At 57.9% G+C, this 26,525-nt stretch carries 28 protein-coding genes, 1 pseudogene and 1 riboswitch; of the genes and pseudogenes, 18 read left to right on the forward strand and 11 right to left on the reverse strand.

Features of this window, described 5'->3' with window-relative positions; translation table 11 throughout:
- Nucleotides 1-34: 34 nt before the first annotated feature.
- From OGM81_12575 to OGM81_12585, 3 genes are read right to left on the reverse strand one after another with little or no spacing between them, the layout of a single operon-like run.
- A complete protein-coding gene (locus OGM81_12575) occupies nucleotides 35-910 on the reverse strand; it encodes a hypothetical protein (protein ID UYJ43150.1) in 876 nt (291 codons plus the stop codon).
- A 10-nt stretch (nucleotides 911-920) separates the two neighbouring features.
- Nucleotides 921-1,139, reverse strand: coding sequence for a hypothetical protein (locus tag OGM81_12580; GenBank protein ID UYJ43151.1), 219 nt, complete (start codon nucleotides 1,137-1,139; stop codon nucleotides 921-923).
- Between the two features lie 28 nt (nucleotides 1,140-1,167).
- Nucleotides 1,168-2,229 carry a hypothetical protein gene (locus OGM81_12585; protein UYJ43152.1) on the reverse strand — a complete coding sequence of 354 codons (1,062 nt, stop codon included), beginning with the start codon at nucleotides 2,227-2,229 and terminating at the stop codon, nucleotides 1,168-1,170.
- A 64-nt stretch (nucleotides 2,230-2,293) separates the two neighbouring features.
- Here OGM81_12585 and OGM81_12590 point away from each other — a divergent pair, with 64 nt between their 5' ends.
- From OGM81_12590 to OGM81_12630, 9 genes are all read left to right on the forward strand, one after another.
- A complete protein-coding gene (locus OGM81_12590; protein ID UYJ43153.1) occupies nucleotides 2,294-2,605 on the forward strand; it encodes a YabP/YqfC family sporulation protein in 312 nt (103 codons plus the stop codon).
- Nucleotides 2,602-3,750, forward strand: coding sequence for a sporulation protein YqfD (locus OGM81_12595; GenBank protein UYJ43154.1), 1,149 nt, complete (start codon nucleotides 2,602-2,604; stop codon nucleotides 3,748-3,750). Before OGM81_12590 ends, OGM81_12595 begins: the two co-directional genes overlap by 4 nt.
- A gap of 138 nt (nucleotides 3,751-3,888) precedes the next feature.
- On the forward strand, nucleotides 3,889-4,851 hold the full coding sequence (locus tag OGM81_12600) for a PhoH family protein (GenBank protein ID UYJ43155.1): 963 nt from the start codon (nucleotides 3,889-3,891) through the stop codon (nucleotides 4,849-4,851).
- A gap of 43 nt (nucleotides 4,852-4,894) precedes the next feature.
- Nucleotides 4,895-5,395 (forward strand): rRNA maturation RNase YbeY, encoded by a 501-nt coding sequence (gene ybeY, locus OGM81_12605; protein ID UYJ43156.1) that lies wholly within the window; start codon nucleotides 4,895-4,897, stop codon nucleotides 5,393-5,395.
- Complete coding sequence (locus tag OGM81_12610; protein ID UYJ43157.1) at nucleotides 5,385-5,882, forward strand: diacylglycerol kinase; 498 nt, start codon at nucleotides 5,385-5,387, stop codon at nucleotides 5,880-5,882. The genes ybeY and OGM81_12610 overlap by 11 nt, the downstream gene beginning before the upstream one ends.
- On the forward strand, nucleotides 5,863-6,774 hold the full coding sequence (gene era / locus OGM81_12615) for a GTPase Era (GenBank protein ID UYJ43158.1): 912 nt from the start codon (nucleotides 5,863-5,865) through the stop codon (nucleotides 6,772-6,774). Before OGM81_12610 ends, era begins: the two co-directional genes overlap by 20 nt.
- Before the next feature lie 180 nt (nucleotides 6,775-6,954).
- A complete protein-coding gene (gene recO / locus OGM81_12620; GenBank protein ID UYJ43159.1) occupies nucleotides 6,955-7,698 on the forward strand; it encodes a DNA repair protein RecO in 744 nt (247 codons plus the stop codon).
- 18 nt (nucleotides 7,699-7,716) lie between these two features.
- The gene (locus OGM81_12625) at nucleotides 7,717-10,092 is read left to right on the forward strand and encodes an endonuclease MutS2 (protein UYJ43160.1); all 2,376 of its coding nucleotides are present in this window, start codon (nucleotides 7,717-7,719) and stop codon (nucleotides 10,090-10,092) included.
- A gap of 117 nt (nucleotides 10,093-10,209) precedes the next feature.
- A complete protein-coding gene (locus OGM81_12630) occupies nucleotides 10,210-11,160 on the forward strand; it encodes a hypothetical protein (protein ID UYJ43161.1) in 951 nt (316 codons plus the stop codon).
- 113 nt (nucleotides 11,161-11,273) lie between these two features.
- Here OGM81_12630 and OGM81_12635 read toward each other — a convergent pair whose 3' ends face one another.
- The gene (locus tag OGM81_12635) at nucleotides 11,274-11,858 is read right to left on the reverse strand and encodes a TetR/AcrR family transcriptional regulator (protein UYJ43162.1); all 585 of its coding nucleotides are present in this window, start codon (nucleotides 11,856-11,858) and stop codon (nucleotides 11,274-11,276) included.
- A 281-nt stretch (nucleotides 11,859-12,139) separates the two neighbouring features.
- Here OGM81_12635 and OGM81_12640 point away from each other — a divergent pair, with 281 nt between their 5' ends.
- From OGM81_12640 to sigK, 3 genes are read left to right on the forward strand one after another with little or no spacing between them, the layout of a single operon-like run.
- Nucleotides 12,140-13,558, forward strand: a complete 1,419-nt coding sequence (locus OGM81_12640; GenBank protein UYJ45010.1) for a radical SAM protein — start codon at nucleotides 12,140-12,142, stop codon at nucleotides 13,556-13,558.
- Between the two features lie 57 nt (nucleotides 13,559-13,615).
- On the forward strand, nucleotides 13,616-14,563 hold the full coding sequence (locus OGM81_12645; protein ID UYJ43163.1) for a sigma-E processing peptidase SpoIIGA: 948 nt from the start codon (nucleotides 13,616-13,618) through the stop codon (nucleotides 14,561-14,563).
- A 27-nt stretch (nucleotides 14,564-14,590) separates the two neighbouring features.
- Nucleotides 14,591-15,292 carry an RNA polymerase sporulation sigma factor SigK gene (gene sigK, locus OGM81_12650; protein UYJ43164.1) on the forward strand — a complete coding sequence of 234 codons (702 nt, stop codon included), beginning with the start codon at nucleotides 14,591-14,593 and terminating at the stop codon, nucleotides 15,290-15,292.
- Nucleotides 15,293-15,297: 5 nt separating this feature from the next.
- On the opposite strand, the gene OGM81_12655 is transcribed toward sigK, so the two are convergent.
- Nucleotides 15,298-15,819, reverse strand: coding sequence for a hypothetical protein (locus OGM81_12655; GenBank protein ID UYJ43165.1), 522 nt, complete (start codon nucleotides 15,817-15,819; stop codon nucleotides 15,298-15,300).
- Nucleotides 15,820-15,948: 129 nt separating this feature from the next.
- Here OGM81_12655 and OGM81_12660 point away from each other — a divergent pair.
- Nucleotides 15,949-16,727 (forward strand): annotated as a pseudogene (locus OGM81_12660) (SigB/SigF/SigG family RNA polymerase sigma factor).
- A gap of 67 nt (nucleotides 16,728-16,794) precedes the next feature.
- On the opposite strand, the gene OGM81_12665 reads toward OGM81_12660, so the two are convergent.
- The 5 genes from OGM81_12665 to asd are packed head-to-tail and all read right to left on the reverse strand — an operon-like array spanning nucleotide 16,795 to nucleotide 21,329.
- Nucleotides 16,795-17,250, reverse strand: coding sequence for an ACT domain-containing protein (locus OGM81_12665; GenBank protein UYJ43166.1), 456 nt, complete (start codon nucleotides 17,248-17,250; stop codon nucleotides 16,795-16,797).
- A gap of 17 nt (nucleotides 17,251-17,267) precedes the next feature.
- The gene (locus tag OGM81_12670; protein UYJ43167.1) at nucleotides 17,268-18,491 is read right to left on the reverse strand and encodes a CapA family protein; all 1,224 of its coding nucleotides are present in this window, start codon (nucleotides 18,489-18,491) and stop codon (nucleotides 17,268-17,270) included.
- On the reverse strand, nucleotides 18,482-19,249 hold the full coding sequence (gene dapB / locus OGM81_12675) for a 4-hydroxy-tetrahydrodipicolinate reductase (GenBank protein UYJ43168.1): 768 nt from the start codon (nucleotides 19,247-19,249) through the stop codon (nucleotides 18,482-18,484). Before dapB ends, OGM81_12670 begins: the two co-directional genes overlap by 10 nt.
- Nucleotides 19,250-19,307: 58 nt before the next feature.
- Nucleotides 19,308-20,195, reverse strand: coding sequence for a 4-hydroxy-tetrahydrodipicolinate synthase (dapA, locus tag OGM81_12680; protein ID UYJ43169.1), 888 nt, complete (start codon nucleotides 20,193-20,195; stop codon nucleotides 19,308-19,310).
- Between the two features lie 57 nt (nucleotides 20,196-20,252).
- Nucleotides 20,253-21,329, reverse strand: a complete 1,077-nt coding sequence (gene asd, locus OGM81_12685; GenBank protein UYJ43170.1) for an aspartate-semialdehyde dehydrogenase — start codon at nucleotides 21,327-21,329, stop codon at nucleotides 20,253-20,255.
- A 135-nt stretch (nucleotides 21,330-21,464) separates the two neighbouring features.
- Nucleotides 21,465-21,642, reverse strand: a riboswitch (Lysine riboswitch).
- A gap of 49 nt (nucleotides 21,643-21,691) precedes the next feature.
- Between asd and queA the strand changes: the two genes are divergently transcribed.
- From queA to OGM81_12710, 5 genes are all read left to right on the forward strand, one after another.
- On the forward strand, nucleotides 21,692-22,720 hold the full coding sequence (gene queA, locus OGM81_12690) for a tRNA preQ1(34) S-adenosylmethionine ribosyltransferase-isomerase QueA (protein UYJ43171.1): 1,029 nt from the start codon (nucleotides 21,692-21,694) through the stop codon (nucleotides 22,718-22,720).
- A 35-nt stretch (nucleotides 22,721-22,755) separates the two neighbouring features.
- Nucleotides 22,756-23,889 (forward strand): tRNA guanosine(34) transglycosylase Tgt, encoded by a 1,134-nt coding sequence (tgt, locus tag OGM81_12695; protein ID UYJ43172.1) that lies wholly within the window; start codon nucleotides 22,756-22,758, stop codon nucleotides 23,887-23,889.
- 81 nt (nucleotides 23,890-23,970) lie between these two features.
- A complete protein-coding gene (yajC, locus tag OGM81_12700) occupies nucleotides 23,971-24,315 on the forward strand; it encodes a preprotein translocase subunit YajC (GenBank protein UYJ43173.1) in 345 nt (114 codons plus the stop codon).
- Nucleotides 24,316-24,381: 66 nt separating this feature from the next.
- Nucleotides 24,382-24,807, forward strand: coding sequence for a TIGR04086 family membrane protein (locus OGM81_12705; protein ID UYJ43174.1), 426 nt, complete (start codon nucleotides 24,382-24,384; stop codon nucleotides 24,805-24,807).
- Nucleotides 24,807-25,478, forward strand: a complete 672-nt coding sequence (locus OGM81_12710) for a hypothetical protein (protein ID UYJ43175.1) — start codon at nucleotides 24,807-24,809, stop codon at nucleotides 25,476-25,478. The genes OGM81_12705 and OGM81_12710 overlap by 1 nt, the downstream gene beginning before the upstream one ends.
- Here OGM81_12710 and OGM81_12715 read toward each other — a convergent pair.
- Entirely contained in the window at nucleotides 25,449-26,501 is a 1,053-nt protein-coding gene (locus OGM81_12715) for a tyrosine recombinase XerC (protein UYJ43176.1), read from the reverse strand. The genes OGM81_12710 and OGM81_12715 overlap by 30 nt on opposite strands.
- Nucleotides 26,502-26,525 lie beyond the last annotated feature (24 nt).

Here is a 26,525-nt window from a genome sequence, read left to right on the forward strand (position 1 = left end):
CCAGCCTGTTGTACTTGAACAGGCTGGGGGTTGTTTATTCTGTCATATCTTCTTTTTTCGCCGGGATCTTTGTCTCTGCCATTTCCGATACATCCGGCATGACGCTGTTTTTGGCCACCGGGATGAACCGCTTGGCAAACTTACCCTTGCCGCGGCTGCGCACATAAAAGTAGCCGATGATGGAGAAGGTCAGCGCGCCGATAAAGTTGACGAACAGATCCTCCATCGTATCCAGCAGGCCGATGTCCAGGTACCCGCCCTGGCCCAGGGCTGTCTGGGTGCCGTCCGCCTGCACGACAATTACATCAGTGATGTTGTGCAGCACCACCGGGTGGTTGCCGCCGGTAGGGTCCAGCATGATGGAGCCGATACTCTGTACCACGGTGTCCTTCTGCATATCCAAAAAGAACAGCTGGTCCATCGTGCACTCAAAAAATTCCCAAATGACGCCGACGGTCATCGAAAAGCAGAACGCCACAATGGCCAGATACAGCGGCGACAGGTGGAATCGCGCGCTGTTGTGCCGGTTCAAAATATCCAGCAGGGAGAAGCCGATGGCCGCGCAGAGAAACCCGTTCAGCGTATGCAGCACCGTGTCCCAGTAGGGGAAGGTGACGTAGTATGCGCCAATCTCGCCCATGATCTCCGCCGCATAAATAAACAGCAGGATGATGATTTCGAGGGTGTTTGGCAGTGCAATATCTAACTTTCGCTCCAGCATACTGGGTACCATAAACAGGAACAGCGTCAGCACACAGAGAAAGACGTTCTCAAAATTGCGGTTAAAAATCTGCGCCAACATCACCAGGATAACCGAAGCCCGCAGCAGGATATACACCAGCGTGACCGAGCGTTTTGTCCGCCAGGCATCCTGAAAGGCCTCGCGTTTTTGCTGCTTTTTACTTTCCATTCCTTCTCCTTTAATCCAGGGTAAAATCTTTCGGGTCCAGCTCCGGCAGCACCTGGCGGTGCGGTACACGCATCAGCGGATCGTAGCTGAACTTACGGCAGCAATAGTAAGGGGATACTACACCTTTTTGCTTGCACAGGATCATCTTGGGGTCGGCGGCAGGGGCGCCGTGCAGGCAATAGGCGCAGGCGGGAGCAATTTTACTGCCATAATAGGGTTTTCTAAACATATCCTCACCTTATCGTGCAAAATTATACTTATATTGTATTATAAATGTTTTTGTAACCTTTGTAAAGCAGTGTGCAAAGAAACACCGCCGCCACCACAGCGGCATCCGGCGGCAGGCGGCACATTGGTACGACCCGCGGGGCCAGCGTGCTGAACACGGTCTGCTCCTGCGGCAGCGCCCAAAGCAGCAGGCGCACCAGCAGGGGAAAGAGGACGGCATGCAGCAGGCGGCTTATGGCAAGCATCCGCATCGGCACCCGGCCTTGCAGCAACAGCCGCAGCTGGCCCCATACGGAGAATCCCAGCAGGCTCATCGCCAGACAGATGCCGTATAGCGCCGCCTTGCCGCCAAGGGCTGCGAACGCCGCGCACCCGGCTGTGATTTCACACGCCGCGCTGACGCAGGCCGCGGCGGAGTCAGGCAAGGGCGTAACCGACAATAAAACACCTGCCGCCACGCGGAAAAAGATTACACAGCCGCAAAGATCCAGGCAGGTGGAAGCGGCGGACGCTATTGCCGTTGGCAGGGATATTTCTTGCTTTTCCTTTTTGCACGGCACCTCTCTTACCCCGTGTGCATCCGCTTTAGGCAGCATCGGCAGGCAAAACCCCGCTGCCAGCAGGTTGGCCGCCAGCTGCCCTGCATACAGCAGTGCTCCCAGTGAGGTACTGCCCAACAGCAGCCCGCCGATATAACCCACCACGAACCCGGGGCCGGAGCAGCAGCCCAGCATCATCAGCAGCGCGGCATCCCGGGCCGATATGCGCCCGGTCACCCGCAGCTGTGCCGTCAGCCGGGCACACACTGCGTACCCGCCCAGCCAGGAGGCCAGCAGCGCTGCGGCTGTATCCTCACTTTGCAGGCCCAGCAGACGGGCCTGCGGGCGCAGCAGAGCTTTCGGTAAGGCCATGCCCACCAGCAGCTCACACACCACCATAAAGGGGAACAGCGCCGGGAGCAGGCTGCCCACACACAGCCGGGCACCGTCCGCAAAACCCTGTGCCGCTGCCTGCGGCCTGCTTAGCAGCCCCAGGCAAAGCAGGGCCAGCGCCGCCACTTCCAACCGCTGCCGCCGCAAAAGATGGTTCATAACTCGCTGCCCTCCGCGTATATTGTTACTGAAATTGGGACTTTTTGCAAAGGAGGGAACGCCGATGAAGCCGCGCAAGCTGACCAAAAAGCGTTCCCGCCAACTGCTGCCCTCCCCGGGGGATCTGTTTGCTCAGCCGCCCGCCGCCTTTTATCGCCTGCCGGAATTTGAATTGCGCGGCAGCAGCCTGCTGACCCGCGGCTGCCGCCGGGTGCTGGAATTCGGCCCCGAAAAGATATGCCTGGACATGGGCAGCTTTACAGTAACATTTTATGGCGCGGCGCTGCAAATAGAATCCCTGACCGGAAAAAGCCTGATCCTGACCGGCAAGATCCGCCGCATCGACTTTGCCAACAAGTGGGGTGAGGAGCCATGAAGACCCGCCTGCACACCGCCGATGTGCTGACCTTTACGCTGACCGGCGCGGAACCCCAGCGCGCCCTGACACTGGCGGCCCTGCATGACATTCGGCTGTTCCATATCCGTGCGTTGCCCAGCGGAGTTCAGGCGCAGATTGCCGGGGTCGATTGGCCGCGGCTGCAAGCGCTGCTGGGGGACGACCGCTGGACCGTAAAGCTGCTGCGGTGCCGCGGGCCGGGCGGATTTTTGGAGCAGCTGGCCTTACGTCCCGGCCTGCCACTGGGTGCAGCCTGGGCATTTTTGGTGACACTACTGCTCAGCCGTTTTGTCTGGACGATCGATTTTGAACCGCTGGATGCCGACGCACAAGCCAGCCTGCGCCAGCTTTTGGCAGGGCAGGACATCTGTGAGGGCACACTGCTGACCAAGGACGCCCTGGCTCAGGTCCAGGCCCTCGCCCTGCAGCAAAGCGACCGCTTTGGCTGGATCAGCCTAAATTTCACCGGTGGCCGCCTGTTTGTGGAAAGTACCGAGGCCGAGCACCAGACCATAGAAGCCCCGCCGACCCAGACCGCACTGTACGCGGCAGCGGCGGGGGAGGTCACCGCCATTGAAGCCGAAAGCGGTTTTTGTGCCGTGACCGTCGGCCAGCAGGTGCAGGCGGGGGACCTGCTCGTAGATGTGCAGCGATTGGACCGCAAGGGTAACCCGGTGCTGCAGGGGGCCTCCGGCCGGGTGTTGGCCCGGGTAGAGAAAAGCTACAGCGCCGCACAGCCCTACTATCCCACACAGCTCACGCTGACCGGGCGCAGTGCTGCCGCAGAAAGCTGGCAACTGCTGGGACGGGAGCTTTACCGGACAGAGGCGCCCGCCGACTACACCGGCACCACCGAGATCGACTACCTGCCGTTGCACATCGGCCGCGTCACGCTGCCGGGCGTTATCCAGCGCACAAACACCTGGGAAACTGCCGCCACGCCCTGCCACTACAGCGAGTCCACCGCCCAAGCACTGGCCCTGCGAGCCTGCCGGGCACAGCTGTACAGGGAGTTCCCGGACGCTATCATCGAAGCAGAACGCCGCAGTATCGACCCAGGAGAGGATGCCGCGGCCTGCACTGTGACCTACATTTTTTGCGCAAATATCGCCGAAAAGCCGTAAAATTATACCACTTTTTCCCTGCTCTTGTAGGAACGTCAAAAGGCGTCGAAAAATTTTGTGCAACATTCACAGTTTCTTTTGTAAAAAACTGTGATATAATCTAAATGTAGAAATGTAGTACGCAGGGAGGATCACCATTTGGCAGAGCGTTCTATTGAACTGGACAGCATCGAGCTGGCCGCCGCGATTTTTGGCAATTGCGATCAAAATATCCATCTTCTAGAGAAGGAGTTTCACGTAACCGCTGTGTGCCGTGGCTCTGTGCTGCGGTTCACCGGTGCCGAAGCGGACGTTGATGCCGCCGCTCACGCGGTGGACGGCATGGTTACCCTGATGGAAAATCACACCCCGCTGGAAGAACAGACCGTGCGCTACTGCATCAGCCTGGCCCGCGGGGGCGAGGATAAGCGCCTGCGGGAACTGACCGACGATTTCGTTGCTGTCACCGCCAAGGGCCGCCCCATCCACCCCAAGACCCTGGGGCAGAAGGAATACCTGGCCGCCATCCGCAGCCACGCCATTACCTTCGGCGTGGGGCCTGCGGGTACCGGCAAAACCTACTTGGCGGTCGCCATGGCGGTAAAGGCCTTTAAATCCAAGGATGTCAGCCGCATTATTCTGACCCGCCCTGCGGTAGAAGCAGGCGAAAAACTGGGCTTTCTGCCCGGCGACCTGCAAAACAAGGTCGACCCCTATCTGCGCCCGCTGTATGACGGTTTGTTTGACCTGCTGGGGGCGGAGACCTTCCAGAAATTGTTTGAAAAACAGGTCATTGAGGTAGCACCCCTGGCCTACATGCGCGGCCGCACGCTGGACGATGCCTTTATCATTTTGGACGAAGCGCAGAACACTACACCTGAGCAGATGAAGATGTTCCTGACACGTATGGGCGTGGGCAGCAAGGTGGTCGTGACCGGCGACGTGACCCAGGTCGACCTGCCGGATAAAGTGCGCAGCGGCCTGGTGGACGCCTTGCAGGTGCTGCGCGACGTGGACGGCATTGCTCAGGTGCGCCTGACCGAGAAAGACGTTGTGCGCCACCGCCTGGTGCAGCAGATCGTCAAAGCCTATGAAAAAGCCGCAGCCGGCACGCTGCGTTGAAACTGAACCAATACACAATCACATAAACAGGAGGTTGATCCCTATGTCCAATAAGGTGTTGATCACGAACGATCAGAATGTTGTAAAGATCCCCTCAGGGCTGCGTATCCTCATCCGCCGCAGCTGCAATGCTGTGCTGGACTTTGAAAAGTTCGACGGTCCCGCGGAGATCAGCGTTACCTTTGTGGATAACAACCGCATCCACGAGCTGAACAATGAGTACCGCCACAAGGACTCTGCCACCGACGTGCTGAGCTTCCCCCTTGGTGAAAACGGCGAGTATGACATCGACGAGGACAACGGCTGCAAGCTGCTGGGCGACATCGTCATCTCGATGGAGCGCGCCATGGAGCAGGCTGAGCTGTACGGCCACAGCCTGCAGCGCGAGGTTGCATACCTGACTGTTCACTCGATGCTGCATCTGCTGGGCTACGACCACGAGGCCGGCGGGCTGGAGGCTGTGCGTATGCGCGAGAAAGAAGAAGCTGTGCTGATTCAGCTGGGCCTGCCGCGCACCGTTTCCTACACCAGCGATGAGATCTGATTTAGCGCGCTTTGCGCGCGGCTTTGTCTACGCGTGGAACGGCATCTACGCCGCCATCAAAGAGGAACGGAACTTCCGTTTTCACCTCTGCGCTGCGCTGTATGCCTTTGTGGCCGCTTACTGGGCCGGGCTGAGCGCCGTGGAAACAGCGCTGATTGCATTGTGCGTGGCGGCTGTTATGGCGTTGGAACTGATGAACTCCGCCGTAGAGCGTGCCGTGGACAAGCCCGATACCACCCACTGGTGGACCGCCGGGGCCGCCAAGGATATGGCAGCCGGGGCTGTGCTGGTAATGGCCATCGGTACCATCATTGTGGCTGCCTGTCTGTTTGGGCCGCGGCTGGGGGTGCTTTGGGGTGTTTTTACCGCGCACTGGACCCGCCCGGCGTGGTTCTTCCTCACGCTGATTTTATTTTACAAATTCATTTTCCGTTCTTCCAATTCAACACAGAAAGGCGAACAACCGAATGGCAAAACCGATTCCTGAAATGCCCAGCAGTGTCTTTGTAGCGCTGGTGGGTCGGCCGAACGTTGGCAAATCCAGCCTGACCAACTACCTTGTGGGCGAGAAGGTCGCTATTGTGACCCAGAAGCCGCAAACGACCCGCAGCCGCATCACCGGCGTTATCACCAAAGGCCCGGTGCAGTATGTGCTGATGGATACCCCTGGCATCCACGCCGCCCGCAACAAGCTGGACGCCCGTATGACCCAGACCGCCGCCGCCAGCCTGAAAGACGTAGACGTGACCATGATGCTGTTTGAGCCGGCCGGGGAGCTGACCGACTCGGAGCTGACGATGATCAAGGCGCTGCAAAAGGGCGGCCCAGCGGTTGCTGTCATCAATAAGGTGGACCTGCTGGACAACTTTGCCGCGCTGGAAGCCCGCAAAAAGCAGGTAGAAGAATTCGGCTGTTTTGACCACATCGTCACCATCTCTGCCAAGGACGGCACAGGCTGCGACGATCTGTTTGCCCTGCTGAAGCCCTATGGCAACGAGGGCCCGCACTATTTTGACGATGACGCCTTCACCGATATGCCGGAGAAAGAGCTGGTGGCTGAACTGGTGCGCGAAAAGGCGTTGCTGTTCATGCGGGAGGAGATTCCCCACGGCATTGCAGTGGTGGTCGAGCGCTTTAAAGAGCGCCCCGACAAGGATCTCATTGACATCGATGTGGACATCTACTGCGAGCGCAAGAGCCATAAGGGTATGATTATCGGCAAGGGCGGCCAAATGCTGAAAAAGATTGCCTCGGCAGCCCGCATGGATATTGAAGAACTGCTGGGTGTCAAGGTCAACCTGCAGTGCTGGGTCAAGGTGCGCGAGGATTGGCGCGATAACGAGCAGCTGCTCAATTCGTTGGGATTCGCCAAGCCCTGACCGCCGCCTGACACCCCGGTCAGACAACTTTTCCGCCACCTCTCATGCTATACTCAAGAGCAGGAAGGGAGGCGGCCGCTATGAAAGACCCCGCCGCGGATTGGGCACGGTTCGTGCAATCCGGCAGTATTTTTGATTATCTCAACTATAAAGCTGGGCAGCTGACGCAGGAGGATGCTTATGCCAATTGCAACAACGGGGCTGATCCTGCGCCAGATCAAGGTGGGGGAGGCGGACCGCATCCTGACGATCCTGACGCCTGATCTGGGCGTCATCTCCGCCTCTGCCAAAGGCAGCATGCGGCTAAAGAATAAGCTGTTCAGCGCCACAGGGCTGTTCTGTTACTCAGAGTTCAGCCTGACCAGCGGCCGCAGCCATTATTTCATCGATACCGCGCAGATCAAAAACGTGTTTCATGGAATTTCCGCCACGGTGGAAGGCATGGGGCTGGCCTCTTATATGGCCGAGATTGCAGCCGAGCTTTCGCCTGCGCCGCCGGAATCGGAAACACAGCTGCGGCTGCTGCTCAACTGCCTGTACATGCTCAGCGAGCAAAAGCGCCCGGTGCGGATGCTGAAAGTGATCTATGAGCTGCGCTCCATGACGCTGGCCGGGTACATGCCCGATGTGCTGGCCTGTTCCGGCTGCGGCAAATACGATGGGGGAGAGTTTTATTTGGATCCTATCGCTGGCAATTTGCTGTGTGCAGCGTGTGCTGACAAGGCGCGGCATCTGCCCAATCTGGACGAAGGCGCGTTGTATGCGCTGCGCCATATCTGTCTGGCCGAGGATAAAAAGCTGTTCTCGTTTACGCTTTCCGATAGCAGCTTAAAAGACCTGTCCCGCGTGAGCGAGCAGTATGTGCTGGCCCACCTAGAACACAAAATGAAAAGCCTTGATTTTTTGAAAACTGTACTCGAATAAGGAGAAGCATTATCCCACATGGATACCGCATATAAAAAAACACTGGAACTGGACAAGGTCCTGGCCCGTGCCGTGCAGCTTTGCGCCTGCCGGGAGACCAAGGAAATGATGCAGGATCTGCAGCCCTGTGAGACCCCTGAGGACGAACGATACGCTCTGGAGCAGACCAACGCCATCAACAGCCTGCTGATCAAAAACGGCAGCCCGCGCTTCGGATCTGTCTCTGAGGTGCGGCGCGTGGTCGCCCATGCCCAAAAGGGCGGCATCCTCTCGATGGGGGAATTGCTGGAAATTGCCGCCACGCTGCGCAATTTTGCAGGCCTGAGCCAGTGGTACGGTCTGAGTGAGCATGACATGATGCCCACCGATGACCTGTTCTATTCTCTGGCGCCGCAGCCGGTGCTGGAGCGCCAGATCTCCGACAGCATCATCTCGCCGGAAGAAATGGCCGACACCGCCAGCACCACGCTGGCCGACCTGCGCCGCAAGATCCGCCAGACCGAGGATTCCATCCGCACCAAACTGGATGCCATCATCAAAAACTCCACCACCAATAAATTTTTGCAGGACGCTGTGGTTTCGCTGCGTAACGGTCGTTATGTCGTGCCTGTACGTGCTGAGTATCGCGGCGAGGTCGGCGGCGTCATCCACGACGTTTCCTCCTCCGGCGCTACCGTCTTTGTAGAGCCTACCGCTGTGGTCGAGGCCAACGCCCGCATCATGCAGCTGCGTGCGCAAGAACAGGAGGAGATCACCCGCATCCTGTCCGCTTTCTCGGCGCAGGTGGGCTCGCTGGAGCCGCAGTTCAGCTACAGCTATGATGCCATGCTGAAGATCGATCTGCTGCTGGCCAAGGCCCGTCTGGCCATTGAGCAGGGGGCCTTCATGCCCGCTGTCAGCGATACCATCCACTTTAAGCTGAATAAGGCTCGCCACCCGCTCATCGACAAGAAAAAGGTCGTGCCGGTGGATATTGCCCTGGGCGACGAATACGACACGCTGGTCATCACCGGCCCCAACACCGGCGGCAAAACCGTCTCACTGAAAACGGCAGGTCTGCTCAACGCCATGGCGCAGTACGGCTTCCTGATTCCAGCACACGAGAGCAGCGTTGTCTGCAGCTTTAGGGAATACCTGGTAGACATCGGCGACGAGCAGAGCATCGAACAGAGCCTGTCCACCTTCTCCGGCCATATGAAGCGCATCAGCGGCATTTTGGAGCTGGCCGGGCACGGCACGCTGACCCTGCTGGATGAACTGGGGGCCGGTACTGACCCCGCCGAGGGCGCTGCGCTGGCTGTCAGTATCCTGGAGCAGCTGCGCCGCCAGGACAGCCTGCTGATGGCTACCACCCACTACGCCGAAATGAAAGTTTACGCGCTGGAAACGCCCGGTGTCGTCAACGCCAGCTGTGAATTCAACGTAGAAACGCTGATGCCTACGTATAAGCTGAGCGTCGGCGTGCCCGGTAAGTCCAACGCATTCCTTATCAGCTCCAAGCTGGGCATCCCGCAGAACATCATCGATGCGGCCCGCAGCCATATGTCCAACGATGATAAGCGCCTGGACAGCGTGCTGGCCCAGCTGGATGATTTAAAGCTGCAGTTGAAGGTTGCTCAGGGTGACGCCGAAAAGGCCCGCTATGAGGCTGAGCATGCCCTGGAAAGCGCCGAGAAGAAGCGTGACGAGCTGATCAAGAAGGGCGAGCAGGAGCTGGAAGACGCCCGCCGCCGCGCCCATGACCTGATGCAGAACGTCCAGAACGAGGCCTACGCCCTGACGGATGAGCTGCGCCGCATCCAGAAAGACGAAAAGACCAGCGCCGCCCAGCGTGCTGTCCGCGCCCGCGAGATTGCCCGAAAGGACACTGAAACACTGCTGAAAAAGACCGATTCCAAGCCTAAGCCCGCCCGTGAGTTCGTGCCCCTGAAAGAGGTGCAGATCGGGCAGGAAGTACTGATTGCCGAGCTGAACCAGCTGGCTACCGTTACCGCCCGGCCTGACCGCAACGGTATGGTAGAAGTACGTGCCGGCATCATGAAAACGAAGGTGCCTCTCTCCGGTCTGTGCGCCCCGGACAAAATGGACAAGTGCCCGGCCCGCGAGCCGCGCCGTTCCAGCACCCACGTGCAACTGGATAAATCCCGCAAGGCCAGCATGGAGATCAACCTGCTGGGCTACACTGTGGATGAAGCTTTAGCCGAGGTGGATAAGTTCCTGGACAGCGGCATGCTGCGCGGCCAGCAGACATTGTACATCATCCACGGCAACGGCACTGGTGCACTGCGCACTGCTATCCAAAAGCACCTGCGCACCCACAAGGCAGTCAAAAGTTTCCGCCCCGGCCGCTATGGCGAGGGTGAAAACGGCGTGACCGTGGTAGAATTGAAATAATACTAGACACTTTATAGGACAAACGCATGTTTTTGCCCATGGCGCTGCAGTGCGCTGGCATGGTACACTTTTAAATATAGAAGCCCTGCACAGAAAAACGAAAGCGAGTGAACCGCTTTGAGCTTGGATTATAATGCAACCCGCAGCTTTACCATGACACTGGCCCACCGTGCGGTGGGGGACATCCGCCGCGGCGGATTCCGACAGCTGCGCAACTACGTAGATATGTGTTCTTCGCTGGCCAAACGGCCGCAGCAGAAGGACTTTTTTGCCTACGCCCAAAAAGCCCTGCAGCGCACCGACAGCTGCTACTACAGCCTGGTGCATAACCTGCTGGACACTGTGGACGAGGATCGGCTTTGCACGGTCGGCGTCAACATGGGTTTTGGCGGGCTGATCTACGGTGCCAGCGAGATGAAAAAGCAGGCCGATGTGGATGGAAAGCCCTTTTCCTGGATCACGGCCGCCCACTGCGGCGACCCGGCCCTCCCGGCGCTGGTAGCAGCCGCCGAGAAAAAGGGCAGCTTTGTCTGGGTGCTGGATGCCACTGAGGGCGACCCTTCCGAGGCTGCCAGCCTGGCAAAGGCGTTCCCCAAGTGTGCGTTCGGCGTGCTGGCCGCGCCGGAAGCCCTGACACCGGATCGCGTTGCCCAGCTGGCGGAATGTCTCAATGTAGTGGTGCTGCCGCTGCTGCAAAGCCCGGAGCTGACCCCCGATGTCTGCCATGCGGCCCGCGCTTTGAAAGCCAAGCAGATGCTGTATATGCTGACGGTCCTGGTGGATGACACCTGCGCCGAGGAAGCTTTGCAGGACGATTGGATGGAGAGCGTAGCCCAGGAGGCCCGCCTTTGCATGTATGCCCGCCGCCCCGGTATTTCGCCGGAGAAGAGCGATGTTCTGCGCCGCGGCATCGTGGCCGGCCGCCTTGAGACCGGCAAGCCGGTGCTGCTGCTGGATTGGGACGCTGACATTACCTACCTCAACCATCGCATTTCTGATAACACCGTGTGGGGCAGTGCCCTGCAGGAGGGGCAGACCTTCCCGCTGCAGCTGCACACAGGAGAGTAACCCCGCAGCCGCAAGATACGTATAACAAAAGCCGATTCCTTATCGCCTCGATGCGACAAACAAGGAATCGGCTTTTTGTTATGCTTGTAAGGGCTGCCGCTAAGTCATCCAAATCACTGGGGCAGTTTGCCTGGTTCATGCGTTTCGCCCAACTCACCGCGCAGGATCACCTCCAGCTCATCGACAGAGAGCAGCGGCACTGCCTGGGATGGACGGGTCGTGTTGGTCTTCATGCCGCCCAGCACCCACGGCTGCAAAATGCCCATCAGGGCACCGGCAAAAAAACGGCCCGCCAACAGGTTTTCATCAGCACCAATGCCGGGGCGCAGCTCTTTAGCGCGCTGCATAAAGATGGAGGAAAGGTAATCAAATATGTACTGCTGCAAGCTGTTCTGCCCGGTATAGGCCAGTGCGTTGCAGTAAAACACTTTATTTTCCAGCAGGTAATCTTCCACAGCTTCCAGCAGGGCATTCCAGCTGGCATAGGCCGAGCGTTCCACCAAAAACTGGGTCACGCCGCTTTGGAAGTACCAGTTCACCAAATCGTACTTATCCTCAAAATGATAGTAAAAGGTATTGCGCCCGACCCCGGCGTGGTCCACAATATCGTTGACCGAGATCTTTTCCAGCGGGGTGGTCGTCATCAAATCCATCAGGCTCTGGGCCAGCAGGCGCTTTGTCTGATTTGAACGCGGCATGGCAAATACTCCTTACAGCGAAATAGAATCGTACAACGTTATTATAGCATAATGTGCCTGCAATTTGCAAATTTTCCAGGGGCTTATATGGATTATTTTCCCGAAATTTAGCGCTAAATTCGTTAGGACATTTTTTCAAATTTGTTCAGTTTCGCGCTTTTTTGCGCATGTCCGCCGCTTTCAATTGCACAAAAAACGGCATTTGCCCATGTACAATAGCACGAAAAAAGGCATAAAATGGTTGCACAATCAAGAGTTAAAAGGAGCATACGATTATGGCAATGAATAAAGTGGTCCATGCGGCACAGCGTGCAGCGTTCAGCGTTGCCATCGACGCTACCATCAACGCCGTCCGTGGCAAGGGCCCTGAAAATATGGCCGAGCAGGCTGTTAAGCTGGTCAACCTGGCACAGCCCTTGCTGGCAAAACGTTATCCCGACGCCAACTGGGACGCCGTCCGTGCTTTCGTATCCGACCCCAACAGCAAGTGGATGCAGTATGCCTACCGCGCCATTAATGAGATCGACCCCCACATCCTGAAAATGAACGCCCTGAACCTGGTGTACGAGGGCATGTTCGCTGGTTATAACTACGTCATGGAACTGCGCGAAAAGTACGATTGCAACATGCCGTGGATCCTGCTGTTTGACCCCACCTCCGCCTGCAACCTGCACTGCAAAGGCTGCTGGGCTGCCGAGTACGGCAACCGCCTGAACCTGAGCTTTGAGGACATGGACCGTATCGTCACTGAGGGCGAGGAACTGGGCATCCACTGGTACATGTGCACCGGCGGCGAGCCCACCTGCCGCAAGGAGGATCTGTTCAAGCTGGCTGAGAAGCACCAGAGCTCGGTCTTCCACCTGTTCACCAATGGCACCCTGATTGACCAGGCCTTCTGCGACCGCGTCAAGCAGCTGGGCAACATGGCCTTCTTCATCTCCATTGAGGGCATCGGTGATGCTACCGATGATCGCCGTGGTGCCGGTGTTTACGACCGCGTCATGCATGCCATGGATCTGATGAAGGAGAATGGCCTGCTGTTCGGTACTTCCATCTGCTACACCAGCGCCAACTACAAGGCTGTTACCAGTGATGAATTCATGGATATGCTGATCAGCCACGGTGTGCGCTTCAACTGGTACTTCCACTACATGCCCATCGGTGACGGTGCCAACGTCAACCTGATGCTGAACGCCGAGCAGCGTGAATATATGATCCACCGTGTACGCGAGATCCGCGGCTACACCGGCGGCAAGCCCATCTTCTGCATCGACTTCCAGAACGATGGCGAGTACATCGACGGCTGCATTGCCGGCGGCCGCCAGTACGCCCACATCAACCCGGCCGGCGATGTGGAGCCCTGCGTCTTTATCCACTACTCCAACGCCAACATCCACGACAAGAGCCTGCTGGAGTGCCTGCAGCAGCCCCTGTTCAAGGAATATCACAAGGGCCAGCCTTTCAACCACAACCATCTGCGTCCCTGCCCGATGCTGGAAAACCCCGAGCTGCTGGGCGAGATGGTCAAACGCAGCGGCGCCCATAGCACCGATATGCAGCAGCCGGAATCCACCAGCGATGTCTTCCGCCGCTGCAAGCCCTACGCCGACCAGTGGACCCCGTCTGCTGATCGCATCTGGGCTGAGGAACATCCCGATTGTGCCAGCTGTGCATCCTGCTCCGCCTGTGCTTCCAAGTAAAACTGCATAAGCTGCTTTTCAGCGGCCTGCTGTATTTCGGTACAGCAGGTCGCTTTTTTGTGTGTTTCATGGTCTGCGCATTTTCACCACCCACGGCGCATATACTGGAAAACGCCGCAGGAGGAGGGATGCACCATAAAGACCGTCATCTATCTGGATGTGCTGCTCCTTGTCAATTTTCTGGTGGCCTACTTACTGCTACAAGCTGCCGGGGTGCTGACCGGCCAGCGGGCTGCCTTTGCCCGAATGCTGACGGGCAGCGTCTGCGCGGCGGTTTCGGCCTTGATTCTGTTTGCACCGGAACTTTCGTACCCTGTGCAAATTATGTATAAGCTGGCTACAGCCCTTGCCATTGCCGCCTTGACCTTCGGCTGGCGGGATAAGCTGCGACTGCTGGCGGCGGCCTGCTGGTATGCTGCGCTGAATATTTTGCTGGCGGGGTTGGTGGTTTTGATTATTTTCCAAACGGGCACCACACTGCTGCAGACGGGTAACCTTGCGGTCTATCTGCGGGTATCGCCGCTGCTGCTATTGGGGCTTTCCGGGCTGTGCTGCGGGGCTGTTGAAGTGGGGCTGCGTTTTTTCCGCCGCCGACCCACTAAACAGGAGACCGTCGGACTGGAGTTTGAACTTTGCGGTACCTGCATTCACCTGCGGGCTATGCTGGATACCGGCTGCCACCTGACCGACCCCATCACCTGTATGCCGGTGCTGGTGGTCAGCCTCACCGATGCAGGCTCCCGTCTGCCGCCAGAGGTTCGGCAGTTTTTGGCCGGCTGGTTCGCCGGGGGTGATAAGACCGACCCGCCCGCCGGGGCGCAGCTGCGGCTGATTCCTTGCAGCACCGCCGCCCAGCGCAGCCTGCTGCCCGGCTTTGCGGTGCGCAATATCGGGCTTATCACCAAGACCGGCGTGCTGCAGCTAGGGCGTACTGCCATTGCATTTGCGCCGGAATCTTTCGGTGATCCCCAATATGAGGCTTTGTATGGCAGCGATTTTTTATAAAATCTACTACGAAGGGCGGTACGAACCATGAAACTCAGCCAGACACTTTACGCATTGCTTTTACACTTAGTCCCTGTGCGGGAGCTGCATTACATCAACGGGGCCGACACTTTGCCCGCGCCGCTGGACCCTCAGCAGGAGCGGCAGGCGTTGGAGGCTTTAAGCCGCGGCAGCACCGAGGCCCGTGACCTGCTCATCACCCACAACTTGCGGCTGGTCGTGTACATTGCCAAAAAGTTTGAGACACCGTCTGCGGGCATCGAGGACATGATCTCCATCGGCACCATCGGGCTTATCAAGGCCGTGAATACCTTTGAACCCACCAAAAACATCAAGCTGGCGACCTACGCCAGCCGATGCATCGAGAATGAAATTTTAATGTACCTGCGCAAAAGTTCCAACCGCCGCCAGGATGCCAGCATCGACGAGCCGCTGAACACCGACAACGACGGCAACGAACTTTTGCTGATGGATGTGCTTACCAGCGACCAGCCCCAAGTGGGCGAGGAACTGGAGCGCAGCGCCGAGCATGCCGCCCTGCACCGGGCGGTAGCCCGGCTGACACCCCGGGAACGGCGCATTATGGAGCTGCGCTTTGGTTTGAACCGTGAGACTGAGCACACCCAAAAAGAGGTAGCCGACCAGCTGGGCATCTCCCAAAGTTACATTTCCCGGCTGGAAAAGCGCATCATCCGCCGCCTGCGGCGAGAACTGGAAGCCGTCAGCTAAAGCCGTCACGTTTCCTCGGCCCGCGTGTTGGTGATGAACGGCACTGCCAGCCCGCTGACCATGTTCATCTCCGGCTTTTGCGAATAAAGAATATAGTCGAATCCATCCCGCGTCCAGCTGATCGAAGTATAACGCCCGGTGTTCTGCTTCTGCGTCACCGTCAGACCGTCGATCTCATATTCCTCGGTTCGTTCGTAGCCGTTGACGGTCAGGTTGGTCGGCTCCCGCATGGTGCCGCTTCGGGCGACCCGTAGGCTCATGGCGCGGCCCGGCACAATGACAAAGTCCAACTCGGCCACCTCACTTTCGATCAGCCAGCAGCGCTGGGGGATGATGATTTCATTGTCCGGGTAAGCCGCCAGCCGGAAACCTGCCACCTCATTATAATTGGGCTGCAAATATTCGGTGCGCGTCTCGCGGGTATCGGTGCGCGGCGTTTTCCACCGCAGCACCAGCAGCAATACCAGCACCACTGTTTCCGCCGCCAACAAAATCAGCGTTAACACAAACCATAAAAGATCCACCATACCAAGCCCTCCCTTTAATCCCATGCTATGCCCCGGGAAAAGGACATGTGTAGATTTTTCCAGTTTGTTTGCGTGTGTACTTTGCAGCCCATACTGCTTTGTAAGCAACAGCAGGAAGGGGAATCGGCCATGGCGGCACGGAAAGTGGAACTTTGCGGGATGGATACCTCACAGCTTCCGGTTTTGAGCGAAGCGGAAAAAAGCCGCCTGATCGAAGCGGCCCATAATGGCGACCAGGACGCCCGGCAGCAGATGATCCAGGGGAACCTGCGTCTGGTGCTTAGTGTGGTGCAGAAATTTGCAAGCCGGGGCGAGAACCTGGATGATCTGTTTCAGGTGGGGTGCATCGGGCTTATCAAGGCCATAGACAACTTTGACCCCAGCCAGAAGGTACGGTTTTCCACCTACGGCGTGCCGATGATCTGCGGCGAGGTCAAGCGCTATCTGCGGGACAATAACGCCGTGCGGGTCAGTCGCTCCATCCGTGACCTGGCCTACCACTCGATGCAGGCGCGGGAAGAACTGCAGATGCGGGATGGCCGCGAACCGAAAATATCGGAAATCGCCGCCCAGGTCGGGGCCTCGCCGGAGAATGTCGCCATGGCGCTGGAATCCGCCGTGGCACCCACCAGCTTGTACGAGCCGGTCTTTTCCGACGGCGAGGACAGCTTTTCGGTCATGGACCAGCTGCGGGATAAAACAGCGAGGAAAGCTGGATCAGCGATATGATGTTCCGTGATACGGTGCGGGCATTGTCCCCGCGGGAGCGTCGCATCATCGCCCTGCGCTACCTGGGCGGCAAAACGCAAACCGAGGTAGCTAAGGAAATCGGCATCAGCCAGGCCCAGGTGAGCCGGTTGGAAAAAGGGGCGCTGTGCCAGATACGGGAGCAGATCTCCAACTGTTAAGTATAGCAAAACGCCCGCGTTCCGGGTAAAAACAGAACGCGGGCGCTTTGTTGTGTTAGGCTATAAATCAGACCTCGAAAGCCTTGTGCAGGGCTTCCAGGGCGGCATCCTCGTCCTGCTGGCGGATCAGCAGCGAGATGTCCAGGTCGCTGGTCGTGATCAGCACAATCTCGATGTTGGCACCGGCCAGGGCAGCCAGTGCGCGGGCAGCCACGCCGCAGCTGGTGACCATCTCCTCACCAAACAGGTTGATCTTGCTGTAGCCGCCGGAAACCAGCGGGGGATTAGCCTTGGCTGCTGCGGGCAGGGCTTTCATCACGGCGGCAAAGTTATCATAGCTGGTAGTAAAGCTGAAATCTACCGCCGTGCCGCGGGGCGCACTCTGGCAGATCATATCCACCACGATACCGGCCTTGGCAAACACGTCCAGGTGTTCCGCCAAGCTTTGTGCGCTGTACTGCGCACCGGGGAAAGTCGTGAGCATGATATTCTGCTCACTGCTGATCTTGCTGACACCGTACATAAACCGTCATCCTTTCATCAATCTAATGTAACGAATTGCTCGTCGATAGAGCCATACAATACGCTTTCGATGTATTCACGGGTGAGCGTGAAGTTTCCATGCGCCGCGCCCAATTCGTCGGTATAGGCAGAGTAGGGATACTCGCGGATGTTTTTCCACCCGTCTTCGTACTGGCTTATCACGCAATGCAGTTTCGGGTCCTGCATCTCCACGGCGCTGCTGCCGTCCGACTGGGTGGTCTTCTGGAAGGTGATGTCCAATACCGCGCCGATCATATTGTCCGGGCTGGACTGTGCATTCAGGAAATTGCCCAGGCTGTAAGCCACAAAACTGGTATGCCCTTCTGCGCCGGTCAGCCATTCGGCTGTCTGGGTCACATGGGGATGGGTACCGATGATAAGATCCACATCATGGTCAGCCAGCCATTGAGCCATCTGCCGCTGGGAGTCTTCCACATCATGGCTGCCCTCTACACCCCAATGACAGCTGACCACCAGCACATCGCAATTGGGGCGCATGGCGGCAATCTGCTGTTCAATGATATCCAGGTCGCTCAAATACACAACGCCATAGGCCGCACTGCTGGGCGTCGGCAGGCCGTTGGTATGTTCGGTGTAGGAAAGGTAGCCGAAGGTGATGCCATTCACCGTCTGGTACACGTAGTCGTCATAGGTTTCCAGGTTGTAGAACCCCATCGAAACCACGTCATCTGGCATCGCGGCCCAATGCTCGCGGGAGGCATCGATGCCCGCCGCACCTTTATCGTAGCTGTGGTTGTTGGACAGGCTGAACACTCGGAAGCCAATGTCATACAGTGCATCTGTAATATCTCCCGGCGTTGAGAACATGGGGTAGCCGCTGGGATCAAAGGCATCATTGACCAGCGTTTCCTGGTTCAGCCAATTTACGTCAAACTGGGTGTAGAAGTCCCTCATATTTTCATACGCATAGGAAAAATCATAGTAGCCATCGGTGCCGCGATTTTTCGCCTGCAAAAAGATGCCGTCGTGGATCAGGTCGTCGCCGGTGGCGGAAAACCGCACGGTCTCCACGGTTGGCATAGGCTCCGGGGTAGTTTCCGGTGCCGGGGTCGGCTCTACATAGGCGGCGGCTGCCACCGATTCTGGCTGTTGTGCGGTCTTGCCGGTGCTGATTTCCTGCAGCAGCGCTCCTGTCAGTACGCTGCCAACGCCCAGGGCAATCACCAGGCAGGCTGCAATTTCATTATTTCTCAAACGCATGGCAGCTTGCCCCGCAAAAGGTCGGTCATCGTGTAGTAGCCTGGCTCTCGGCCTGCCACGTAGAGGGCCGCCTGCACAGCGCCATCGGCAAACACGCCGCGGCTGCCTGCACTGTGGCTCAGGGTCAGCACTTCCTCGGGGCCGCAGAACAGCACATCGTGCTCACCCACAATGCCGCCGCCACGCACCGAGCTGATACCCAACTCCTTCGCGCCGCGCTTCTGGCGCACCTGAGAACGGTCGTAGACATACTCATAGCTGTTGCCAGCCTCGGCGTTGATGGCATCGGCGATCATCAGGGCCGTGCCGCTGGGGGCATCCAGTTTATTGTGATGGTGCTTTTCGACGATCTCAATGTCAAACTCGCCGCTCAGCACGCGGGTAGCCTGGCGGGCCAGCTCGATCAGCACATTGACGCCCAGCGACATGTTGGCGCTGCGGAAGATGGGCGTTTTGGCGCTGGCATCCTCCAGCACGGTCTCGTCCTCGGCGGAAAGGCCGGTGGAGCAGATCACGCAGGGTACGCCATGGACGGCACCATACTGTACCGCCGCCACCGCACCGGCGGGGGAAGAAAAGTCGATGATGGCATCGACCTTGGGCAGGCCCTCAAACCCGGCATAAACGGGGATATCGCCGACCTTACCAGCCTCACGGTCCACACCGGCCACCACGCGGCAATCCTGGCGGGCTGCAATTTTTTCGATCAGCGCATGGCCCATGCGGCCGTAGATTCCCTGTATCACAATATCCGTCATTTTCTGTTTCCTTTCAAAAAAGGCCCGCAGCAGGTTGCCACGGGCCGGTCAGCATGATTTACAGCAGGCCGAAATCCCGCATGGCGGTCTCCAGCTGATCCTGCACCGCAGCGGAAGGCTCGACCAAAGGCAGGCGGCAAGCACCGGCCTGCCAGCCCAGGCGGTTCATCGCCCACTTTGCGGGGATAGGGTTAACGTCGGCAAACAGGGCCTTGCACAAGGGCAGGGCTTTCAGTTGCATCTGCAGGCTTTCCTGCGTTTCACCGGCGAACCACTTGGCGCAGATGTCGTGAGTATACTGGGGTGCCACGTTGGACAGCACACTGATGACGCCCTTGCCGCCTAAAGCCAGCAGCGGGACGATCTGGTCGTCGTTGCCGGAGTAGATGTTCAGCTCCGTACCGCAGGCGGCAGCGATCTCAGCTACCTGGCTGATGTTGCCGCTGGCCTCCTTGACGGCGTTGATGTTGGGCAGCTTGGCAAGCTGGGCCAGGCTGGCCGGTGTCAGGTTGCAGCCGGTACGGCTGGGCACATTGTACAGGATGCAGGGCAGATTCACAGCGTTGGCAATGGCCGTGTAATGGGCCACCAGGCCCGCCTGGCTGGTCTTGTTGTAGTACGGGGTGACCAGCAGCAGGGCATCGGCACCGTCGGCCTGGGCCTGCTGGGACAGCCAAATGGCATACTTAGTATCATTGGAACCCGTGCCCGCAATCACCGGCACGCGGCCTGCGGCCTGCTTGACCGCATAGCGGATGCAGGCGGTATGCTCCTCATCAGACAGCGTCGGGGATTCGCCGGTGGTACCGCAGATGACGATGGCATCGGTGCCATGGGCAATCTGGTCATCAATGATGCGGCCCAGTTCTTCAAAGTTTACGCTGCCATCGGCGTTCATCGGGGTGATAATGGCAACCGCAGCGCCGGTAAAAACAGGCTTCTTCATAGGGAATGCTCCTTCTTTTAAAGTAGCGCAGGTTCCTGCGCCGGGCAGGGCAGCGGATCAGTCAAAATAGCCCTTGGCAGCCAGCAGTTCCGCCAGCAGCACAGCACCGCCAGCAGCGCCGCGCAGGGTGTTGTGGGACAGGCAGACGAACTTGTAATCGTACTGGTTATCCTCGCGCAGGCGGCCGATGCTGACAGCCATGCCGTTTTCCAGCATGCGATCCAGCTTGGGCTGCGGGCGGTCGTTTTCCTCAAAATAATGCAGGAACTGCTTCGGGGCACTGGGCAGATTCAGGTCCTGGGCAGGGCCATGGAATTCCTTCCAGGCTTTCAGGATCTCATCCTTGCTGGGCTTGTTGGCAAAGCGCACGAACACGGCACCCATGTGGCCATCAGAAACCGGCACGCGCAGGCACTGGGCGGTAAAGCGCGGAGCATCGGCGGAGACGATCTTGTCACCCTCGATGTGGCCCCACAGCTTCAGGGGTTCCTGCTCGCTCTTTTCTTCCTCACCGCCGATGTAGGGGATGACGTTATCCAGAATGTCGGGGAAGGTTTCAAAGGTCTTGCCAGCACCGGAGATAGCCTGGTAGGTGCAGACCAGCACGTCAGTGATGCCGTAGCCGCGCAGGGGATGCAGGGCGGGCACATAGCTTTGCAGGCTGCAGTTGGACTTGACGGCTACGAAGCCGCGCTTAGTACCAAGACGCTTGCGCTGGGCAGGGATAATGTCGATATGATCCGCATTGATTTCGGGCACGACCATGGGCACATCCGGGGTAAAACGATGCGCGCTGTTGTTGGAAACGACCGGGCACTCGGCTTTGGCGTAAGCTTCTTCCAGGGCCTTGATCTCCTCTTTCTTCATGTTGACAGCGCAGAACACAAAATCAACTTTGGAGGCAACTTCCTCCACATTGGCTGCATCCAGCACGATGAGCTTCTTCGCACATTCCGGCATCGGCATCTTCATCAGCCAGCGGTCACCGATTGCATCCTCATACGTTTTGCCGGCGCTGCGCGCACTCGCAGCCACGGCGGCCAGGTGGAACCAGGGGTGGTTTTCCAACAACGTGATAAAACGCTGGCCGACCATGCCAGTTGCACCGATGACGCCTACATTGTACTGTTTCATCTTTCCTAACCCTTCCTTTCGCAATACCTTTCCCGATTTCTATGCAGCAGCGGCATAAATTGTTCCGATTTTGCACAGATAATAAAAAAACCGGCTTGAAAACCGGCACAAAATGCAATATAATATCATATTGCATATACACACAGCGCAACACACCTTTCAGGGTGTGACAGTCCCGCACCTGTTTGGTTACGAGCCCAGGTCAATGCGTGCCGCGCATCGCCTTCGGCGAAGTACCCTTTCACCCAGTTTATGCCCCTGGCAGGGGACTTCAAACCGGGTTACTGATGCACTTCGCGCCTCTGTGCTGGCTTTATTATAGTATCCCTATCCCTGATTGTCAACGAAAAAAGGAAGAAACCATGCTGAAAAAAGATTTTTGGTACGACTTACCTAAAGAACTGATTGCGCAGGAGCCTGCCGCCCCCCGCGACGCGGCCCGCCTGATGGTGCTGGACCGCCAGAATGACAGCATCGTCCACTCGGTCTTTCATGATCTGCCCCAGTTTCTGGAAAAAGGCGATCTGCTGGTCGTCAACAACTCCAAGGTGCTGCCCGCCCGTCTGATGGGCACCAAGGTTCCTACCGGTGCTGTATGCGAACTACTGCTGCTGCGCCAGGTGAAAGGGGACACCTGGGAGTGCCTGGCCCGCCCCGGCAAGCGGATGCAGGCAGGCACTAAGGTGGAGTTCGGCGACGGCAGCCTGACGGCTGTGGTGGATGAGACTTTGCCAGACGGCAACAAATATGTTACCTTTACCTATGACACCGAAACGCTGTATGAGAAGCTGGACGAGTTCGGCAAGATGCCGCTGCCGCCCTACATCACCAAACAGCTGGAGGACCAGAGCCAATACCAGACCGTTTACGCCAAGGAGCTGGGCAGCGCCGCCGCCCCCACGGCCGGCCTGCACTTCACCCCGCAGCTGATGGACACCATCCGTGCGATGGGCGTTAACATTGCCGAGGTTACGTTGCATGTCGGCCTAGGCACCTTCCGCCCGGTCAACGAGGAGTCCATCGAGGATCACCAGATGCACAGCGAGTGGTACTCTGTCAGCGAGGAGACCGCCCGGCTCATCAACGACACCCGCGCCGCTGGCCACCGCGTTATCGCCGTGGGCACCACCAGCTGCCGCACGCTGGAATCCGTCTGGGCCAAGTACGGCAAGATCGTACCTTGCAGCGGCAACACCAGCATCTTCATCTATCCCGGCATCGAGCTGAAAGCCATCGACGGTCTCATCACCAATTTCCACCTCCCGGAAAGCACCCTGATCATGCTGATCTCCGCGTTCTACGGTTATGACAAGACCATGGCCGCCTATAAGGTCGCTGTAGAGGAAAAGTATCGCTTCTTCAGCTTTGGTGATGCGATGTTTATTAAGTAAGGATATTTTCATCAATCAATAAAGGAGCTGCCAACATGCCTTACCGCCTTATCAAACAGGAAGGTGCCGCCCGTCGCGGCGAATTTACTACGGTGCACGGCACCGTGCAGACCCCCGCATTCCAGAACGTTGCCACCGCCGCCGCCATCAAAGGCGGTCTGTCGGCGCTGGATCTGAAAGACATCCGTGCCCAGGTCATGCTGTGCAACACCTACCATCTGCATCTGCGCCCCGGTGATAAGCTGGTGGCCGAGATGGGCGGTCTGCACAAATTCACTAAGTGGGACGGTCCCATCCTGACCGACAGCGGTGGGTTCCAGGTGTTCAGCCTGGCCAAGCTGCGCCAGATCACCGAGGAGGGCGTTACCTTCAACTCCCACCTGGACGGTCACCGCATTTTTATGGGGCCGGAGCAGAGCATGCAGATCCAGGCCAACCTGGGTTCTACCATCGCCATGGCCTTTGACGAGTGCGTGGAGAACCCCGCCACCTACGAGTACGCCAAAAACAGCTGCGCCCGCACGGCCCGCTGGCTGCTGCGCTGCAAGGATGAGATGGCCCGCCTGAAGCATGAGGAAAAGGCTGTCAACCCCGATCAGCTGCTGTTCGGTATCAACCAGGGCTGTACCTTTGCCGACCTGCGTGTAGAACACATGAAGCAAATCGCTGAATACGATCTGGATGGCTATGCTATCGGAGGACTGGCCGTGGGCGAACCTGCTGAGGTCATGTACGACATCATCTCCGCCGTAGAGCCCTTTGCCCCCAAGAACAAGATCCGCTACCTGATGGGTGTCGGCACCCCCGGCAACATCATCGAGGGCGTTTACCGCGGTGTTGACCTGTTCGACTGTGTCATGCCCAGCCGCAATGCCCGCCACGGCCACCTGTTCACCTGGGACGGCATCATTAACATCAAAAACCTGAAGTACGAGCGCGACGAATCTCCCATCGATCCGCATTGCGATTGCCCGGTCTGCCGCAACTTTTCCCGCGCCTACATACGCCATCTGCAGAAGGCCGATGAGATGCTGGGCATGCGCTTGGCTGTTATGCACAACCTGTATTTCTACAACCACCTGATGGAACGCATCCGCGAGGCGCTGGACAACGGCACTTTCCAGCAGTTCCACGACACCTATGTGCATAAACTTGACACCCGCATCTGATATTTTTTCGTAAACGCTTGCGCTGTGCCGCAAAGTTCGATATAATAGAAGAAATCGTTTATTTTAAGGAGTATACCCGCTATGATTCAGTTTTTGAGTGCCACTGGTTCCACCAGCATGACCGAGACCCTGTTTACGCTGCTGCCGATGATCCTGATCATCGTCTTCATGTTCATTCTGATCTATCTGCCGCAGAAGCGCCAGGACAAGAAGGACGCCGCTATGCGCAGCTCCATCGAAATCGGCGATAAGGTTTCTACCATCGGCGGTATCGTCGGCATCGTCTGTGCCATCTCCGAGAAGGACGACACCATCGTTCTGGAGACCGGCAGTGACCGCACCAAGATTCGCTTCCGCCGCACCGCCATTGCCAGCGTGGAGAAGCTGGACATGGGCGGCAAGGACACCACCCCTGCTAAGAAGTAATTTTGCCCAACGGCATACCAAAACGCCCCCTTGCATAGTGTTTACTGTGCAAGGGGGCGTTTTATTATGGCTAAAAGTATTTCTTCCAATCTGCCCAGACGCCGCAGCCGTCCGCGCGGACAAAATGCGCCAGCCTGGATGCTGGTGCAGGTTTTTGCGGCGGGGGTCGGGCTATGCCTTTTGTTGTTGGCGCTGGCTGCATTTCTCTTGACGCATACGCCGCTGCCGCTGCATCTGGTGCAACCGATGGCCTGCCTGGCAGCATCAGCCGGGGCTGCGGTTTCCGGCTTTTTGCTGGCGGGTAAAATCGGGCGGCAGCGGTTTGTATGCGGGTTAATTTGCGGGGCCTTTTATGCACTTTGCCTGCTGGCAGCGGCGTTTCTTGTACATGGTGTGCCCAGCTGGACACGTAGCGACGCCATGCTGCCGCTGGCTCTGCTGTTAGGCGGCACCTTAGGCGGTGCGCTCTCCGCCATTAAGGAGGGGCACTGATGCGCACGGCACAACCTACGCGACCCGCTGTCCGTGCCCGGATGTTCTGGCCGCGCCAGCCAGCGGCGCGAGTGCCGCAGGCCCCGGCAAACGCGGCGGGCAGGCTGCCTTATGTGCCCTTGGGCTGCGCCTGTCTGTTTTTGCTGGGCTACCTGCCAGGCATTTGGCTGGGGCGAACCGGAGCCTGGGAGTCAGGCAGTCAGCTGGCGGCTTACTACCTGTCTAAAAGCAGCTACAGCACGGTTTTCTCTGTATGGCAGTGGCAGTTTTCCGCTGCCTTTTTGCAGTTGGCTGCGCTGTATCTGTGCGGCTTTTCGGCCTTGGGATGTTTCTTTTTCCCGATTTTATTCTTTTTGCGCGGTGGCTTTCTCGGCTTATGCGCTGCCTGCGTACTGGCTGCAGGGGAGAGCCGGGGCCTTGTCTGCTACTGGCTGCTGAGCAGCCTGTCCAATCTGAGTGTACTGTTTGCAGGGCTGTGGTTATCCGGCTACAGCGCAGCGATAAGCAACGGGTTGTTCCAGTGCGTCTTTTCGCGCGGGACCGCCCGTGGGCAGTTGGCGGGGGCTTTTCGGCGTCTGACAATACGCTTTCTGTTTTGCCTGCTGCTGGCCGGAACGGTCAATCTGGCCAACGGCTGGCTGTCAGTCTTCCTCGCCGGAGTCCTGCTGTGAGGGCTTGCTTTCCGCGATATAACCTTGATCCGCAAGAGGAGAGGCTTTCACCGCGGCGCGCAGGCGCTCCTGGTTGATGTGGGTGTAGATCTGCGTGGTGGAAACACTCTCGTGGCCCAAAATTTCTTTCAGCGCCAACATATCCACACCGCCCTGATACATCAGCGTTGCCGCCGTGTGGCGCAGCTTGTGGGGCGAAAAACCTCGTCCGCTTAAGCCTGCGCTTTGCAGGCAACGCGCCACGATCTGTTCCACGCGGCGCGCCGTCAGCCGCTTGCCGGTGCGCTTGGAGACGAATAAGGCCCGTTCATCTGCCGGCAGGTTCGGCAGCGCTGCACGGGCCTTTTTATAATGGTCCAGCGCTTCCAGGCAGGCGTCGTTCAGGTAGACAAGCCGCTCTTTGTTGCCTTTGCCGGTGATTCGGATGGTATCCTGCCTGAAATCGCCCATGTTGATGGTCACCAGTTCTGTCAGCCGCATGCCGCAGTTTAAAAACAGGGTAATCATGCAGAAGTCACGCTCATAGAAGTCACTTTGTATATTTTTTAACAAGTCTATGCTTTCCGCGGCAGTCAGGTACTTAGGCAGGGCCTTTTTTGGTGAGCCGAGGCTGATTCCCTCGGTGGGATTTTCCTGCAGTTTATTCACCTGGGTCACCAGATAGGAGAAAAACCCTTTTAGGGCGCTCAGCTTGCGGGCACGGGCTTTGCCGCCGTTGGCGTCCGTGCTGCGCACGTAGTCCAAATAGGAAAAGATGTCCCGCTTGGTGATCTTTTTTATATCCTCGGTTGAGATGTCCTTTAAGTTTATTTCTTCCAGCGGCGTATCCCGCGGCACACGCGACCATTGCATCGCCATCATAAAACGGAAGAAGCCGCGCAAATCGAGATAGTATGCGTTGATGGTGCGCGGTGACCGCATCTTTACAAAGTCCAGATAATGCAGGTATTCCACCACATCATTGGGTATATCCAAATACGGCGCATGGCGGTCCGGGTGGACCACATCGATATAACTGCTCATTTTCCCTGTTTGCCCCTCCCTCTA

This window comes from Oscillospiraceae bacterium (genome assembly GCA_025758045.1).
Taxonomy (GTDB): domain Bacteria; phylum Bacillota; class Clostridia; order Oscillospirales; family Ruminococcaceae; genus Gemmiger.

What these genes read in the sequence shown, in the direction of transcription:
- OGM81_12575 (UYJ43150.1), bottom strand. Translation starts at nt 910, where the DNA reads ATGGAAAGTAAAAAGCAGCAAAAACGCGAGGCCTTTCAGGATGCCTGG.
- OGM81_12580 (UYJ43151.1), bottom strand. Translation starts at nt 1,139, where the DNA reads ATGTTTAGAAAACCCTATTATGGCAGTAAAATTGCTCCCGCCTGCGCC.
- OGM81_12585 (UYJ43152.1), bottom strand. Translation starts at nt 2,229, where the DNA reads ATGAACCATCTTTTGCGGCGGCAGCGGTTGGAAGTGGCGGCGCTGGCC.
- OGM81_12590 (UYJ43153.1), top strand. Translation starts at nt 2,294, where the DNA reads ATGAAGCCGCGCAAGCTGACCAAAAAGCGTTCCCGCCAACTGCTGCCC.
- OGM81_12595 (UYJ43154.1), top strand. Translation starts at nt 2,602, where the DNA reads ATGAAGACCCGCCTGCACACCGCCGATGTGCTGACCTTTACGCTGACC.
- ybeY (UYJ43156.1), top strand. Translation starts at nt 4,895, where the DNA reads ATGTCCAATAAGGTGTTGATCACGAACGATCAGAATGTTGTAAAGATC.
- OGM81_12610 (UYJ43157.1), top strand. Translation starts at nt 5,385, where the DNA reads ATGAGATCTGATTTAGCGCGCTTTGCGCGCGGCTTTGTCTACGCGTGG.
- era (UYJ43158.1), top strand. Translation starts at nt 5,863, where the DNA reads ATGGCAAAACCGATTCCTGAAATGCCCAGCAGTGTCTTTGTAGCGCTG.
- recO (UYJ43159.1), top strand. Translation starts at nt 6,955, where the DNA reads ATGCCAATTGCAACAACGGGGCTGATCCTGCGCCAGATCAAGGTGGGG.
- OGM81_12625 (UYJ43160.1), top strand. Translation starts at nt 7,717, where the DNA reads ATGGATACCGCATATAAAAAAACACTGGAACTGGACAAGGTCCTGGCC.
- OGM81_12635 (UYJ43162.1), bottom strand. Translation starts at nt 11,858, where the DNA reads ATGCCGCGTTCAAATCAGACAAAGCGCCTGCTGGCCCAGAGCCTGATG.
- OGM81_12640 (UYJ45010.1), top strand. Translation starts at nt 12,140, where the DNA reads ATGAATAAAGTGGTCCATGCGGCACAGCGTGCAGCGTTCAGCGTTGCC.
- sigK (UYJ43164.1), top strand. Translation starts at nt 14,591, where the DNA reads ATGAAACTCAGCCAGACACTTTACGCATTGCTTTTACACTTAGTCCCT.
- OGM81_12655 (UYJ43165.1), bottom strand. Translation starts at nt 15,819, where the DNA reads ATGGTGGATCTTTTATGGTTTGTGTTAACGCTGATTTTGTTGGCGGCG.
- OGM81_12665 (UYJ43166.1), bottom strand. Translation starts at nt 17,250, where the DNA reads ATGTACGGTGTCAGCAAGATCAGCAGTGAGCAGAATATCATGCTCACG.
- OGM81_12670 (UYJ43167.1), bottom strand. Translation starts at nt 18,491, where the DNA reads ATGCGTTTGAGAAATAATGAAATTGCAGCCTGCCTGGTGATTGCCCTG.
- dapB (UYJ43168.1), bottom strand. Translation starts at nt 19,249, where the DNA reads ATGACGGATATTGTGATACAGGGAATCTACGGCCGCATGGGCCATGCG.
- dapA (UYJ43169.1), bottom strand. Translation starts at nt 20,195, where the DNA reads ATGAAGAAGCCTGTTTTTACCGGCGCTGCGGTTGCCATTATCACCCCG.
- asd (UYJ43170.1), bottom strand. Translation starts at nt 21,329, where the DNA reads ATGAAACAGTACAATGTAGGCGTCATCGGTGCAACTGGCATGGTCGGC.
- queA (UYJ43171.1), top strand. Translation starts at nt 21,692, where the DNA reads ATGCTGAAAAAAGATTTTTGGTACGACTTACCTAAAGAACTGATTGCG.
- tgt (UYJ43172.1), top strand. Translation starts at nt 22,756, where the DNA reads ATGCCTTACCGCCTTATCAAACAGGAAGGTGCCGCCCGTCGCGGCGAA.
- yajC (UYJ43173.1), top strand. Translation starts at nt 23,971, where the DNA reads ATGATTCAGTTTTTGAGTGCCACTGGTTCCACCAGCATGACCGAGACC.
- OGM81_12705 (UYJ43174.1), top strand. Translation starts at nt 24,382, where the DNA reads ATGGCTAAAAGTATTTCTTCCAATCTGCCCAGACGCCGCAGCCGTCCG.
- OGM81_12710 (UYJ43175.1), top strand. Translation starts at nt 24,807, where the DNA reads ATGCGCACGGCACAACCTACGCGACCCGCTGTCCGTGCCCGGATGTTC.
- OGM81_12715 (UYJ43176.1), bottom strand. Translation starts at nt 26,501, where the DNA reads ATGAGCAGTTATATCGATGTGGTCCACCCGGACCGCCATGCGCCGTAT.